Source organism: Streptacidiphilus jeojiense (assembly GCF_000719095.1).
Lineage (GTDB): Bacteria > Actinomycetota > Actinomycetes > Streptomycetales > Streptomycetaceae > Streptacidiphilus > Streptacidiphilus jeojiensis.
In genome coordinates this window covers 277872-291626 of sequence record NZ_JOEH01000003.1, presented here as the reverse complement: position 1 = coordinate 291626, position 13755 = coordinate 277872, and the positions used below count along the sequence as shown (strand labels likewise).

Annotated in this window: 10 protein-coding genes, 2 pseudogenes and 1 riboswitch; of the genes and pseudogenes, 6 read left to right on the top strand and 6 right to left on the bottom strand. The window is 70.5% G+C overall.

What is annotated here, in order from left to right; all coding sequences use genetic code 11:
- Nucleotides 1-52: 52 nt before the first annotated feature.
- Nucleotides 53-208, bottom strand: a pseudogene (locus IF29_RS44685) (DUF255 domain-containing protein); the annotation flags it as partial.
- A 168-nt stretch (nt 209-376) separates the two neighbouring features.
- On the opposite strand from IF29_RS44685, the gene IF29_RS0104935 reads away from it, so the two are divergent.
- Nucleotides 377-2317, top strand: coding sequence for a DNA/RNA helicase domain-containing protein (locus IF29_RS0104935; RefSeq protein ID WP_030250058.1), 1941 nt, complete (start codon nt 377-379; stop codon nt 2315-2317).
- A gap of 112 nt (nt 2318-2429) precedes the next feature.
- Here the strand turns inward: IF29_RS0104935 and IF29_RS44680 are convergent.
- The 3 genes and pseudogenes from IF29_RS44680 to IF29_RS49205 form a co-directional block, all read right to left on the bottom strand.
- Nucleotides 2430-2551 (bottom strand): annotated as a pseudogene (locus IF29_RS44680) (DUF255 domain-containing protein); the annotation flags it as partial.
- Between the two features lie 149 nt (nt 2552-2700).
- Nucleotides 2701-3969 (bottom strand): FG-GAP repeat domain-containing protein, encoded by a 1269-nt coding sequence (locus IF29_RS0104930; RefSeq protein WP_030250055.1) that lies wholly within the window; start codon nt 3967-3969, stop codon nt 2701-2703.
- A 165-nt stretch (nt 3970-4134) separates the two neighbouring features.
- Nucleotides 4135-4461 (bottom strand): hypothetical protein, encoded by a 327-nt coding sequence (locus IF29_RS49205; protein ID WP_030250052.1) that lies wholly within the window; start codon nt 4459-4461, stop codon nt 4135-4137.
- A 264-nt stretch (nt 4462-4725) separates the two neighbouring features.
- On the opposite strand from IF29_RS49205, the gene IF29_RS0104920 reads away from it, so the two are divergent.
- The 4 genes from IF29_RS0104920 to IF29_RS0104905 all read left to right on the top strand — a co-directional run bounded on the left by IF29_RS0104920 (nt 4726) and on the right by IF29_RS0104905 (nt 11238).
- A complete protein-coding gene (locus IF29_RS0104920) occupies nt 4726-5076 on the top strand; it encodes an ArsR/SmtB family transcription factor (protein WP_051724888.1) in 351 nt (116 codons plus the stop codon).
- Nucleotides 5060-7810 carry a magnesium-translocating P-type ATPase gene (gene mgtA, locus IF29_RS0104915; RefSeq protein ID WP_084713537.1) on the top strand — a complete coding sequence of 917 codons (2751 nt, stop codon included), beginning with the start codon at nt 5060-5062 and terminating at the stop codon, nt 7808-7810. The genes IF29_RS0104920 and mgtA overlap by 17 nt, the downstream gene beginning before the upstream one ends.
- A 106-nt stretch (nt 7811-7916) precedes the next feature.
- Complete coding sequence (locus IF29_RS0104910) at nt 7917-9980, top strand: phosphocholine-specific phospholipase C (protein ID WP_030250045.1); 2064 nt, start codon at nt 7917-7919, stop codon at nt 9978-9980.
- A gap of 166 nt (nt 9981-10146) precedes the next feature.
- Entirely contained in the window at nt 10147-11238 is a 1092-nt protein-coding gene (locus IF29_RS0104905; protein WP_030250042.1) for a glycoside hydrolase family 19 protein, read from the top strand.
- 93 nt (nt 11239-11331) lie between these two features.
- Here IF29_RS0104905 and IF29_RS0104900 read toward each other — a convergent pair whose 3' ends face one another.
- Nucleotides 11332-12021: a (2Fe-2S)-binding protein gene (locus IF29_RS0104900; protein ID WP_030250039.1), complete on the bottom strand. Its 690-nt coding sequence runs from the start codon at nt 12019-12021 to the stop codon at nt 11332-11334.
- Between the two features lie 147 nt (nt 12022-12168).
- Between IF29_RS0104900 and IF29_RS0104895 the strand changes: the two genes are divergently transcribed.
- On the top strand, nt 12169-13005 hold the full coding sequence (locus IF29_RS0104895; protein WP_030250037.1) for a siderophore-interacting protein: 837 nt from the start codon (nt 12169-12171) through the stop codon (nt 13003-13005).
- 79 nt (nt 13006-13084) lie between these two features.
- Here the strand turns inward: IF29_RS0104895 and IF29_RS0104890 are convergent, their stop codons facing one another.
- The gene (locus IF29_RS0104890; protein ID WP_030250035.1) at nt 13085-13447 is read right to left on the bottom strand and encodes an ArsR/SmtB family transcription factor; all 363 of its coding nucleotides are present in this window, start codon (nt 13445-13447) and stop codon (nt 13085-13087) included.
- Nucleotides 13448-13528: 81 nt separating this feature from the next.
- A riboswitch (cobalamin riboswitch) is annotated at nt 13529-13750 on the top strand.
- Nucleotides 13751-13755: the final 5 nt, after the last annotated feature.

Genomic DNA, 13755 nt, shown 5'->3' with positions numbered 1-13755 from the left:
CACCTCTTGGCATAGGTCCAGTTCAGGACTACCAGCCTTTACAAATGCACTGGCACCAGTGGCACGCCGCATACCCGACGGACAGCAGCACCGGCACATCGCGCCGCGCAGCCTCGGCCATCGCCTCGGCCGACCAGGGCCACCAGTCGACCGGGTTGTCCGCGTGCTGAAGCAGATAAGGCGAGGTCGCGTCGGCAAGACGGTTCATGCGAACCAGCGTCTCACGCGGCTCAGCCCTAAGTGCTCACCCAGGTCGGCTCCGCCGTGGTCCGCCTTCCGCAGCCGACCAGGGAAATCCAGATTGAATGACAATACGATGATGCTAAGTTCCAGTGAATCGGCTCTGGAGAGCTTCCATTCACTGGAGGTAAACGGGATGGCGGTTGGAAGCGGCTGGAAGCCGCTGGAGGCGTTCTGGTCCGTACAGCGTCTGGTACGGGACCGCCATCAGTTGGTCCGGAAGATCAGTGAGTGCTACACCGCCGCGCACCCGAAGGACAAGAAACCGAGCCCCTCGGATGTCAGGTCCTGGCGTGAGAGCGTCTACGAGCTGGCGACCACGCTGGACAATCTCGGGCTCGGCCAGGTGCGGATGTTCATCGAGTACCTCGCCGACGGCCAGATGAACCACATCGACGTCGTCCTCGCAGGACAACATCCATCGGGACGGCTCAGCTACGCGGTCATCGAGCTCAAGCAGTGGGGCAGCATCGAGCGTCCGACCGTGTCGAAGACAGCCGGGCTCTGCGCCTCGTGCAGGGCGGTGGGTAACACCACGCTCTGCCAGCGCTGCGCCAGGGATCTGGTCTACGCGCCGTTCCCTGAGTACGAGAGGCACCTCAAGCATCCTTCGGTCCAGGTCGGCAACAACATGGACGACCTGCGCAGGCACCACAGCATGTTCGACGACCGCTACGTCAATCTCGTAGGCGCGGCCTACCTGCACAACCTGATGGATCCGGAGCACCAGTGGATAAGCCAGGTGTCCCCTCGCCCAGGGATCCCCACGTTCACTGCACGGCAACCGGGGGACCTGGAGAAATTCCTGACCGCGAACTTCAGCTCCGACTCCGGCGCGGAGGCCGCACAGGAGTTGCTCGGACGTCGACGCTCGACCAACCTTCTGACCGACGAGACCGCGGCGATCGTCGACGGCCACACCCGGTTCAGTCTCGTCGAACACCAACTGCGGGCGGTCCGGGCGATCGCCGATGCCACGGCAGCCGTCGGGTCGCAGGGGATGAAAAGGGTATTCGTCATCGAGGGACGTGCGGGCAGCGGCAAATCACTCGTTGCGCTCACCGCGCTGGGAGAAGCGCTGCAAGCTGGACACTCTGCTGCCTTCGTTTCCGGAGGCGTCGCCTCTCGCGACACCTTCAAGCGGGCTGCCAAGGGGCACCAGAAGGTCTTCAGGCCGCTGGTGCAGATTGCCGACAAGTTCGGTCCCGACGAGCTGGACCTGCTCGTCTGTGACGAAGCCCACCGCCTCAGCCTGCGACCGAAGACCGGTTCCTTCGGGATGCGGCAGACAGGGCCGACCTCGGTGGAGGAAGTCGTCACCCACGCTCGTGTGCCGGTCTTCTTCATCGACGGGGATCAACGCCTCTTCGCGGAAGAGGTCTGGTCCCCTGAGAGACTCAAGAGCGAGCTGCAGCACCTCGGCGTAGAGATCGTGCCGATCAACCTGGACCGGGTACTCCGAACCGTCGGCAGCTCGACATACGACACCTGGGTCAGCCGGCTCATGACCGGGAACCCCATCGCGTGGCGTCCGGACGGCGCCACCGACCCTGAGCCTTTCGAGCTCTACTACGCTGACAGTGCTGCCGAGATGGAGTCCTTCCTCCAGAGCAAGGACCCGACGGGCGTGAGCGCCCGGATGACCGCCGGAATGTGCTGGGGCTGGACCGACGACACCGGCACCTTCCCCGACGTCAGCCCCGATCCCGACTGGGCACGCCCCTGGAACGCCGGCGACAACCACAGCACCCAGGGAATACCCAAGAGGAAGTTCTGGGCGACCGACCCCGGAGGCTTCGGGCAGATCGGGTGCGTGCACACGGCCCAAGGGCTCGAGTACGAGTGGGGCGGCGTGATCATGGGCCCCGATCTCACGTGGGAGGACAGCGCCTGGGTCGCCCACCGCGAGCACGTGAGGAGCAAGGCCTCACAGATCAAGGACGACACCGAACTCATCCGGGCGTTGCGCAATGCCTACGGCGTGCTGATGACCCGTTCCATCCGCTGCCTGGCGCTCTACTCTGTCGACCCCGCCGCCAGGAAGCTCTTCGCCGATCTCGGCGTGCAGAAACTCTGATGCACCCGTCTGCTGCTTGCCGGGCGGATGGCTTGCCATGGGTCCTTCGGTCCCAGCCAGGTGATGCCAGCAACGTCCCGCCGAACCCACTACTCGGTTGACGAGTTCACTGGCACCAGTGGCAGCCGCATACCCGACGGACAGCAGCACCGGCACATCGCGCCGCCGCGCCTCCTCGAAAGCCTCCGGCGTCCAAGGCCACCAGTCGACCGGATTCTCGGCATGCTGAAGCAGATAAGGCTAGGTCGCACCAGCCAACCGGTTCATACGGCCAAGCTTCTCACGCCGTCCTCCAACGGCCCGCTGGGACCGAGGCCGCGGAGTGGCGGGGCTGCGCGGTGGGCCGCGCTCCCACGGAGCGCGGCCCCCTGTCGGGCAGGTGGTCAGGCAATCGCGGTGATCTGGCTCCAGTCGATGCCCGAGGTGGCGATGGGCTGTGCGGGACCGAAGCCGCCGGTCGCGGTGCCCGGGAACAGTACGAGGGTGCCGGCGCAGGTGACGGCGTACAGGTCGGGCAGTCCGTCGCCGTTGACGTCTCCGAGCGAGGTCAGCAGCGGGTAGTCGGAGGCCTTGAAGTGCTTGCCGATCTCCTTCCAGGTGCTGGGGCCGCCGAAGCTGCCGTCCGCGTTGCTGGGCGCCAGGAACAGCTTGCCGTTGTTGGCCTGGCGCACCAGGAAGTCGCCGTGGCCATCGCCGTTCATGTCGCCGGGGGCGACCAGGGTGGCGTCGGTGCCGAAGCCTGCGTCGATGACGGTGGACGTGCCCTGGATGCCGAAGCGAGTGCCCGGCCAGTCGAGCAGTTGCCCGTTCTCCACGCTGAGCAGGGTTCCGCCGCCGGATCCGGCGCTGACGGTGTCCGGGCCCAGGAGCGCGATCTGGGTGGCACCCGCCCAGGTGTTGCCGTCGCTTCGGTACCAGCCCGTGGAGCTGCGGTTGAAGTCGCCGAGGCCGTTGTTGACCTCGGTGCCGGCAGATCCTGCGGCGTTGATGCGCAGGATGTCCTGGAAGCCGTCGCCGGCTGCCAGGTCACCGTTCTGGGCGATCAGGGTGGAGGCCCAGTCGGTTCCGGAGTCGGCGTAGCTGGTGGCTGCTTGCAGGGCCCCGCCGCCGCTGCCGTACAGGATGTAGAGGTTGCCGTCCTTGCCGGTGGCGACCAGGTCGGGGAGTTGGTCACCGTTGAGGTCGCTGCGGGCGTCGGGTCCGTTCGACGTCGTGAAGAACGTGTAGCGGGTGGACTGGGACGTCTGGCCGTCCGCGTTCTCGGTGCGCACGTCGATCCAGTTGTTCCACTTGGTGGGGTCCAAGGTGACGGTCGCGGTGCCGTCCGCGGCGATCGGAACCCACCCGGATCCGGAGCCCGCCATGGTCGGCGAGGGGGTGGATCCGTCGACGGTGGACAGTTCGCTGTTGAGGTCGTACTGGAAGCGGACGGGATCCCCGGTAGTGCCCGCGCCCACGGTGAACGTCACCGTTCCCGGGGTGCGCATGAGCGGGGCGGTGCCGCCCGATCCGACGCTGGGGAAGTAGCTGGAACTGACGCTCGGCGCGGGCAGTGCATCGCTGGCGTGTGCGCCCGGGGCCAGCGCGAAGCCGGCCGCGACCGTGATCGCGGTGGCAATTGTGAGACGGCGTGACGTGGTGGTGCGCAACATGGTCCCCCCTGGTTTCGGTGTTCGCACCCGCGAGGCTACGGGCCGGCACTGACAGCGGGCCATCGTTTTGATCACCGGCGCGGCATCAGATACCGGGGCGAAACCGGCAGTTGTATGCCAATGGGGGTGGGCCGACTGGGGTGCTGGAGACGCTCCACACCGGGCTCAGGGGGCGGAATCGGGGACGGTCGGACTGAGGGCGTAGGCGCGCGTGGGTGACATGGAGCCGTGGCCGGGCAGGGTGACCACGTCGTCGTAGGTGCTGACCTGGGCGCAGCCCTTGGTGTCGTTGGCTGCCTGGGCGTGGGCGTTGGCCAGGGCGGCCTTGGTGTCGGCCGCGCTGGGGTGGTGCCTCTGCCGGGGAAGGTCGGGCCGGGCCTCCAGTCGGCACCGGTTCTGGCTGTCGGTGCAGGCCGGCAGCGCGGTCTCCAGGTCGCGCGGGATGCTCATCACCGTGGCGCTGCTGCGGTCGGCCGAGATGTGCACCACCATCTCCACGTCCGCCCGCTCGCCGCCCCCGCTGCCGCAGTCGCCACCCGGCTTGCAGTCGGCCGCGGTCAGCCGGCCGTCTTCTGCTGCCAGAAGGACTGGACGCGAATCCTCAGCGATCGGTTACATAGATGCGCAACTTAGCAAGTAATCGTCAGTCGCGGTGGCGGAACTCCGCGCCGGGCCCGCGCAGTAGCTGTGCGCTCCTGCGGCCTCCGCGGGTCCGTACCCTGGTGCGGTACGACACTCCACCACAGGGAGACACAGGTGACCCGCAGCAGTGCCGTCGGCGCTGTCCCCAGCCCGGACGTACTGGCCGAGGCCGCCAGTTCCTTCGGGATGCTGGCCTCCCCGGTGAGGCTGCACATCATGTGGATCCTGGCCTCGGGCGAGTGCGACGTCAGCGGGCTCGCCGAACAGGTCGGCGGCGCGCTGCCGGCGGTCAGCCAGCACCTCGCCAAGCTGAAGCTGGCCGGCCTGGTGCGCTCCCGACGCGAGGGGCACCGCCAGGTCTACCTGGTGGACGACCCGCACCTGGTGTCCCTGGTCCAGTCGATGATCAACCACCTCACCGGCCCGACCCCCGGGCAAGGGAACCGGCGTGGCCGGGCTGTCTGAGGCGTCCGAGGCGGCACGGGACCGGGGGCAGCCCCGCCATCCCGACCACGGCGACCACGCGGAACAGGACGTCGTCTGCATCCCCCCGGCCGTCGCCGCTGACCTCACCGAGCTGCAGGTCCTGCGCCGGCTCCGGAGCGGGCCGCGCGGGCTGTTGGAGGACCAGGCCCACCACCGGCTCATGGCCTGCGGCGAGAACGTCCTGGCGACGGTGGAGCCGCCGTCCTGGTCGCGGCGGCTCGGCCGCGCGCTGCGCGACCCGTTCACCCTGGTCCTCTGCTTCCTGGCAGTCATCTCCGCGGCCAACGGGGCGCGTCAGGGCACGGCCGTCATCGCCGTGCTGGTGGCGGTCAGTTGCGCGTTGCGGATGGCCGGGGAGAGCCGCGCGGACCAGGACGCCGCCGCGCTTCGCGACATCGCCTGCGGCACCGCGACCGTGGTGCGCCGCACCGTTGACGGATCGGCACCCACGGCCCGCGAGGTACCGCTGGGCGAGCTCGTCCCCGGCGACCTGGTTCGGCTCACCGCGGGCGACCTGGTCCCCGCCGACCTGCGCCTGCTCAGGAGCGTCGGACTCACCGTCGACCAGGCCCCGTTGACCGGCGAGTCGGCGCCGGTGCCCAAGCAAGCCGGATCCGATCCGCAGTCCCGGGGCGACCGCCGCCCGGCGCTTCTGGACCAGCCGCAGCTGTGCTTCCTCGGCAGCCGGGTGGCCGCCGGAACCGCTACCGCGGTGGTGGTGGCCACCGGCCGGGGCACCCACCTCGCCACCGCCCACCGGCATCTGGAGCGCGGCCGGCGGGCCACCGCGTTCGACCGCACCACGCGCTCGGTCGCGCGGCTGCTGATCCGGTTCATGCTCGCCTCCCTCACCCTGGTGCTGGCGGCGGGAACGCTGCTGGGCGGACGGGGTTGGGAGCTGGTGCCGTTCGCGATCGCCGTCGCGGTGGGCCTGACCCCGGAGATGCTGCCGGTGGTGGTGACCACCGTCCTGGCCCGGGGTGTGGCGGAACTGCGCCGCCGACGGGTCGTGGTCAAGCGGCAGCGCTCGCTGTACGACCTGGGCGCGATGGACGTCCTGTGCGTCGACAAGACCGGCACCCTGACCGGGGACCGGCTCACCGTGCACAGCACCCTGGACCCGCAGGGCCGCAGCGACCCCCGGGTGCTGCGGTGGGCCGCCACCAACAGCCTCGTCTGCCTGCAGCTCGGCGACCCGCCGGTGCTGGACAGCCTGGACCAGGCGCTGCTGGAAGCCGCGGACCAATTGGAGCCGTTCCCTGCCACGGCGACGGCCGGCCTCCAGGTGATCCCCTTCGATCCGGTGCGCCGCCTGGCCACCGCCGTGGTGCGCGGATCGGGTCGCCCGGGCGGGCACACGCTCGTCGTCAAGGGCGGCGTCGAGGACGTGCTGGACCGCTGCACCCGACTGACCGTCAGCGACGGCGGCAACGGGGACAGCAACGACACCCTGCCCCTCGACGCCGACCAGCGCACTCGGATCCACCGCCTCGTCAGGCGGCAGGCCGCCGACGGTCAGCGCCTGCTCGCCGTCGCGGTCGCGCACGGTCCGGCCCGCGGCCTCCGCTACACCGAGAGGGACGAGCACGACCTCACCCTGGTCGGGCTGGTCGGGTTCCGCGACGAGCCGGAACCCAGCGCCGGTGACGCCGTCGCCGCCCTCCGGGCGAACGGCGTGACCGTGAAGGTCATCACCGGCGACCACCCCGAGACCGCGGTCCGGGCCTGCACCGATGTCGGCATCCGCCCCGGACGCCCGGTCCTGGCCCCCGACCTGGACCGCCTCGACGACGCGGCACTGGCCCGGCTCGCCGCCACGACCACCCTCTTCGCCCGGGCCACCCCCGCCCACAAGGCCCGCATCGTCCGCGCCCTGCGGTCGACCGGCCGCACCGTCGGCTTCCTCGGCGACGGCGCCAACGACATCGCCGCCCTGCGCGCGGCCGACCTCGGCATCTGCCCCCACACCGCGGTCGACGCCGCCCGCGAGCACGCCGACATCCTGCTGACCGGCTCCGACCTGGCCGCCGTCAGCCGCAGCCTGCCCACCGCCCGCCGCTCGCTCGCCGGCATCGGCAACTACCTGCGGACCACCCTGTCCGCCAACGTCGGCAACGTGATCACCATGCTCGCCGCCGGAGCCTTCCTGCCGTTCCTGCCGATGCTCCCCGCGCAGGTGCTGGTCCAGAACCTGTGCTTCGACGCCGCCCAGCTCTCGCTGGCCTTCGACCGGCCGCTCACCACCGGGGCGCACCGCCCCGGCCCGCTCGACGCCCGCGGCCTGGCCCGCTACGCGCTGTGCTTCGGCCTGGTCAACGCCGCGGCGGACCTGGCGACCTTCGCCGTCCTGGGACACCTGGCCCACGGGCTCTCCGCGCCGCGGACCCAAGTCCTCTTCCACACCGGCTGGTTCACCGAGAACCTGATCACCCAGGCCGTCACCATCCACATCCTGCGGTCCCCCGGCGGCCGACCGCGCCTGCCCGCCCCCTGGCCGGTCCGCGCCGGGAACGGCGCCCTGGTCGCCGTCGGCCTGCTCCTGCCGCTGACGCCGCCCGGACGCTCGCTCGGCATGGGGGCGCTCCCCCTCGCCTACTACCCGCTGCTGACGGCGATCCTCGGCGGCTACGTCCTCGCCCTGTTCGCGGCACGCGCGATCCGGCGGCGGCGCGGGGGCGCGGTACGCCGCCGGCCACAGATAACGCAAAGGTAACAAGTCTAGGCCAGGTGGTCGACCCGGCTTCATGTCCCCGTCACACCCAGGCCATCAGGGCGCTCCATAGTCCCCACGTCGAACTCTCTCGCTCCGGAGGACTCACGTGGCTCCCGTAACCCGCCGTACCTTCCTCGGTTCCGCCGCCGCGCTCGGCGCGGTGCTCGGCCTGGACGCACTGCCCGGCACCGCGCCCAGCGCGGAGGCCGCGACCACGGGAACGATCGCCGACGTCAAGCACGTCGTCGTGCTCATGCAGGAGAACCGCAGCTTCGACCACTACTTCGGCACCCTCAAGGGCGTGCGGGGCTTCGGCGACCGCGCCACCGTCCAGCTCTCGGGCGGCTACAGCGTCTTCAACCAGCCCAACGGCAGCAGCCGCCAGTACCCCTGGCAGATGAGCACCACCGCGCCCGCCTCCGGCCAGACCGCGGAGACCATCGCCCAGTGCGACGGCTCGCTGGACCACTCCTGGTCGACCCAGCACAAGGCCTGGAACAGCGGGAAGATGGACTCCTGGATCTCCGCCAAGGGCACCAACCGGACCATGGGCTTCCTGTCCCGCAGCGACATACCGTTCCACTACGCGCTGGCCGACGCCTACACCATCTGCGACGCCTACCACTGCTCGATCCTCTCGGCCACCGGCCCCAACCGCACCTACCTGTGGTCCGGCATGATCGACCCGTCCGGCAGCGCGGGCGGCCCGGCCTACGACGGCGGCGACGAGTCGGGCCTGTCCTGGCAGACCTACGCCGAGGCGCTGGAGAACGCCGGGGTGAGCTGGAAGGTCTACCAGAACGCCAGTGACAACTACGGCGACAACGGCCTCGCCTACTTCAAGCAGTTCAGCTCCGCCGCCACCAGCAGCGACCTCTACAAGCGCGGTATGGGCTCGGTGCCCAGCACCGGCTCGACGCCGGACGACATCGCCGCCGCGATCAAGGCCGACGCGCTGGCCGGCACGCTGCCGCAGGTCTCCTGGGTGGTCGCCAACCAGGCCTTCTCCGAGCACCCCGACGGCCCGCCGAACGACGGCGCGCACTTCGTCAACCTGGTACTGCAGGCCATCGCGGCCGACACCACCACCTTCAACTCGACCGTGCTGTTCCTGAACTACGACGAGAACGACGGCTTCTTCGACCACGTCCCGCCGCCGGCCGCACCGTCCGGGACCTCCGCGGAGTTCTACTCCGGCACCAACATCGGCCTGGGCTTCCGGGTTCCGATGATCATCGCCTCGCCGTGGACCCGCGGCGGCCACGTCGACTCCCGGGTCTACGACCACACCTCGGTGATCCGCTTCCTGGAGACCTGGACCGCCGCCCTGGGCACCCCCGCCGTCTGCGGCAACATCTCCGCCTGGCGCCGTCAGGTCTGCGGCGACCTCACCGGCGCCTTCGACTTCGCCAACCCGGTCTACGGCGCGCCGTCGCTCCCGGCCACCAGCACCGTCTTCGGCCAGGCCAACTGCGACCCGCTGCCCAACCCCGGCCCCACCACCAACGCGCTGCCCGCGCAGGAGTCCGGCACCAGGCCGGCCCGCGCGCTGCCCTACCAGCCCAACGCCTGGGTCGACCACCTGGAGTTCGACTCCGGCGGCAAGACCCTGGTCTGGATCCGGATGGCCAACCAGGGTGCGCAGGCCACCAGTTACGCGCACTACTCGATCTACGCCAACGCCTACCGCACCGGCGGTCCGTGGCAGTACACCGTCGCCCCCTACACCGCGTCGACCGGCACCGACGGCACCACCAGCGACTACTTCAACGTCGGCACCGGATACGGCAGCGGCAAGTACGACCTGACCTGTGTCGGGCCCAACCGGTTCCTGCGCCGCTTCACCGGCGACACCACCGCGGCCGGGAAGACCTGTGAGGCCACCACCAGCTACGCCGCCGCCCCGGACACCGGCGAGGAGGCGCTCTTCGTCCATCTGACCAACACCGGCACCAGCAGCGTCACCTTCACCGTCACCTCGAACAACTACCGCACCGACGGCCCCTGGACCTACCAGGCCGCCGCCGGAGCGACCGTGTCCGACTACTTCAACGCCGTTGCGTACCAGAACGGTTGGTACGACTTCACGGTCACCGTCAGCAGCGACGCCAGCTGGTCCCGCAGGGTGACCGGCCACATCGAGACCGGAGCGGCCAGCGTCAGCGGCTGAACCGGTCGTCCGGTCGGCGAGAAATCGGAAAGTCGGGCCCGTCCGGTATTGACAGGTATAGACCAATGGAGTTGAGTCTTCATCACGTCCCTCGTTGAGAGCGCTTCCAAGGGGGACGAATCCGTCCCCCACGACGTGCGGCCCCACCCGCACGAAGGAGTGACCCATGCGCCAACAGCGCCGGATATTCGCGCTGCTCGCCGCCCTCGCCCTCGCCTTCGGTATCGCCGCGGTCCTTCCCACCGCCAATGCCGCCACGGTGAGCTGCGCGGCAAGCTGGAGCTCGACGACCGTCTACACCAACGGGAACATCGCCTCGTACAACAGCCACAACTGGAAGGCCCAGTGGTGGACCCAGAACGACACCCCCGGTGGTTCGGTGGGCGTCTGGGCCGACCAGGGAGCCTGCGGAGACGGCGCCGGCGGCGGCACGACCACGCCGCCCGCCAGTGGCGGCTGCTCCTACCCCGCCTGGGTGGCCGGCACCTCGTACACGGCCGGGACCATCGTCCAGTACAGCAACGGGCTCTACTACCAGGCGACCCACGACAACCCGGGCTACGACCCGACCATCAGCACCTGGTACTGGTCCCCCTACACCTGCACCGGCACCGGCACCGGTGGCGGCACCACGACCGCGCCCAGCACCGGATTCCCGGTCAGCGAGGCCCAGTTCGACCAGATGTTCCCGAGCCGGAACTCCTTCTACACCTACAGCGGCCTGGTCACGGCGCTCAGCAAGTACCCCGGCTTCGCCACCACCGGCAGCAGCACGGTGCAGAAGCAGGAGGCCGCCGCGTTCCTGGCCAACGTCAGCCATGAGACCGGTGGTCTGGTCTACATCAACGAGGTCGACCAGTCCGGCAACTACTGCGCGGCGGAGTCCTACGGCTGCCCGGCCGGCACCTACGCCTACTACGGCCGCGGTCCGATGCAGATCAGCTGGAACTTCAACTACGAGGCGGCCGGCAACGCGCTGGGCGTCGACCTGCTCGACAACCCCGGCCTGGTCGCGACCGACGCGGCCGTCTCCTGGGAGACCGCGCTGTGGTACTGGATGACCGACACCGGCCCCGGCACCATGACCGGGCACAACGCCATGGTCAACGGCGCCGGCTTCGGCCAGACCATCTGGGCCATCAACGGCAGCGTGGAGTGCAACGGCGGCAACACCGCCGAAATGCAGGACCGGGTCAACAAGTACGAGTCCTACGCCGCGATCCTCGGCGTCTCCCCGGGCTCCAACCTCACCTGCTAGAACCGCTCGCGGCCGACACGGCGCCGTCTCCCGTCCCCTTCCGGGGCGGGGGGCGGCGCCTTCCCGTTCAGCCGTCGCGTTCAGCCGTCCCGTTCAGCGGGACAGCACGCAGTCCCCGCACAGCGCGCCGGCCCCGCCGGGGGCGGCACGGTAGATCAGGCAGCAGCTGCGGCGGCGGAATCGGCCCGTGCCCGGGGGCACCGTCGCAACGGTGCCCCGCAGCAGCGGATGCGCCAGCAGCAGCGCGGCCGCGGCCCGGGCCTCGGCGGCCAGTTCCGGACGCGCCCCGGCCAGCACCGTCGCGGCGCCGTTGACCGCGGAGGCGACATTGCCCCACAGCACCTTCGGGCTGACGGACAGTCCGGCCGTGGCCAGGACCAGCTCCCGGACCGGGCCTGCAAGGAGGTCGTCCGGCGTCCCGGGCTCGAAGGCGGCGGCGGCGAAGGAGAGCGGGAACGCCCCGCCGGGGACCGGCTGCCAGCGGGCCAGGTCCAGAGCCGGGCGCGGCCAACGGCCGGACAGCACGGCGACGCCCAGGGTCGGCGAGACCAGCCTGGCGGTCAGGCCCAGTTGGGCCACCGAGGCGGCCACCCGCAGCTCCACGTCCGCGACGTCCTGCCCGCCCGCGGCGGCGAGGTGGCCGCGGACGCCGTCCACCCGCTCCCGCAGCACGGCCGGATCCTCGACCAGGGTGCGCAGCTCCTGCCACGGCGGACGGGCGGGTTCGTCCCGGTGGTGGGTGTCGAGTGCGAAGAACGGCCCGAGGGCCGCGAGCTGGTCCACGGAGGAGCCTCCTTCAGGGGACCGTGATCATGCCGTCGCAGCATAACGGGGCAGCTCGCAAAGGCTTGGAAAGGTAAGGTTTCCGGGATCGCCGGGTCCTCCCCTGCACTATGGGGGTCACAGGTTCGAGATCCCCAGGGAGTGTTTATGGCAGGCCGACCGGAGCGCCGTCCGCAGCAGACCCACCGCGGCCGGGTGGAGCGCGTCGAGCGGCTCACCCCGCACATGATCCGGGTGGTCCTCGGCGGCGAGGGCCTGGCGGCCTTCGCCACCCGCGGACTCACCGACCACTACATCAAGATCCAGTTCCCGCGCCCCGGCGTGGTCTATCCGGACCCCTTCGACCTGGCCGTGATCCGTGCCGAACTCCCGCGCGAGGACTGGCCGGTGACCCGCACCTACACCGTGCGGCGCTGGGACCCGGAGGCGGGCGAGCTGACCGTGGACTTCGTCCACCACGGCGACGAGGGCGTGGCCGGGCCCTGGGCCGCGCAGGCCCGACCCGGCGACGAGATCCACTTCGGCGGCCCCGGCGGGGGCTACGCCCCGTCCCCCGACGCCGACTGGTACCTGCTGGCCGGCGACGAGAGCGCGCTGCCGGCCATCGCCGCCGCCCTGGAGCAGCTGCCCGAGGGTGCCACCGCCCATGTCTTCGTCGAGGTGGCCGGCCCCGAGGAGGAGCAGAAGCTGTCCACCCCGGGCGAGGCCGAGATCACCTGGCTGCACCGCGGCGCCGAGCGGATCGGCGAGCCCCTGGTGCGGGCCGTCTCCGCGCTGGACTTCCCGGCCGGCCTCCCCGAGGCGTTCGTGCACGGCGAGGCCGGCTTCGTGAAGGAGTTGCGCCGGCTGCTGCGGGTCGAGCGGAGCATCCCGCTGGACCGGCTGTCCATCTCCGGCTACTGGCGGACCGGCCACGACGAGGACGGCTGGCAGTCCTCCAAGCGGGAGTGGAACCGCAGTGTCGAGGAGGAGCAGGAGGGCTGAGACCGCCCGACCCGCCGCAGTTGTCCACGATCCGGGGACAACTGCGGCGCGGGTCAGCCCTGCGGGCCGGCCCCTCAGGTCACCCCTGGGCGGCGGCCCCGAGCGAGTCCAGCAGTGCGGCCGTGCGGGCGTCGCTGAGCCGGTAGCGGACGATGCGCCCGTCCTTGTGCGGGGTGACCGTGCCCGAGGCCCGCAGCAGCCGCAGCATCTGGGACACCGCGGTGTCGGAGATCCCGGTGGCGATGGCCAGGTCGGTGACGGCGATCGGGCCGCCGTGGTGCACCGCCAGCAGCAGGGCGAGCCGCCCCGGCTCCCCCAGCAGCGCGAACCGCGAGGACCACTCGGCGATCCGGGCGGTGTCGCCGATGCCCTCGATGGCCTCGCAGACGGTGTGCTCGTCGATGGTGCGCCGGTGCGCGCGCTCCTCCGGAACCAGATGCATGCGCCCCACTCCACTCCACAACCCGAGTGAGATGCAACACCTGCACAGCTGTGCAGGCTTGTTGATCTGGCCCTCGCCCGCCTACGGTGGTTCAGCCGTGGTGTTCGGGAAGACCGGTGACGGGCCCTCAAGGGGTCCCAGACCGGAGCGGCCCTCGCCACTGTGATCGGGAAATCTCCGCACCGCACCTGCTCCTCGACCGGGGAGCAGGCGGCCACTGGGCGCGCCCGCGCGCCTGGGAAGGCCGGGTGAGGAGGTGTTACACCCGTCAGCCAGGAGACCGGCCACGGCACCGCACGACTCACTGT

Excerpts from the sequence above, each read along its gene's own strand:
- IF29_RS0104930 (WP_030250055.1), bottom strand. The coding sequence starts at position 3,969 with ATGTTGCGCACCACCACGTCACGCCGTCTCACAATTGCCACCGCGATC.
- IF29_RS0104895 (WP_030250037.1), top strand. The coding sequence starts at position 12,169 with ATGGCAGGCCGACCGGAGCGCCGTCCGCAGCAGACCCACCGCGGCCGG.
- IF29_RS0104890 (WP_030250035.1), bottom strand. The coding sequence starts at position 13,447 with ATGCATCTGGTTCCGGAGGAGCGCGCGCACCGGCGCACCATCGACGAG.
- IF29_RS0104935 (WP_030250058.1), top strand. The coding sequence starts at position 377 with ATGGCGGTTGGAAGCGGCTGGAAGCCGCTGGAGGCGTTCTGGTCCGTA.
- IF29_RS0104905 (WP_030250042.1), top strand. The coding sequence starts at position 10,147 with ATGCGCCAACAGCGCCGGATATTCGCGCTGCTCGCCGCCCTCGCCCTC.
- IF29_RS49205 (WP_030250052.1), bottom strand. The coding sequence starts at position 4,461 with ATGGTGGTGCACATCTCGGCCGACCGCAGCAGCGCCACGGTGATGAGC.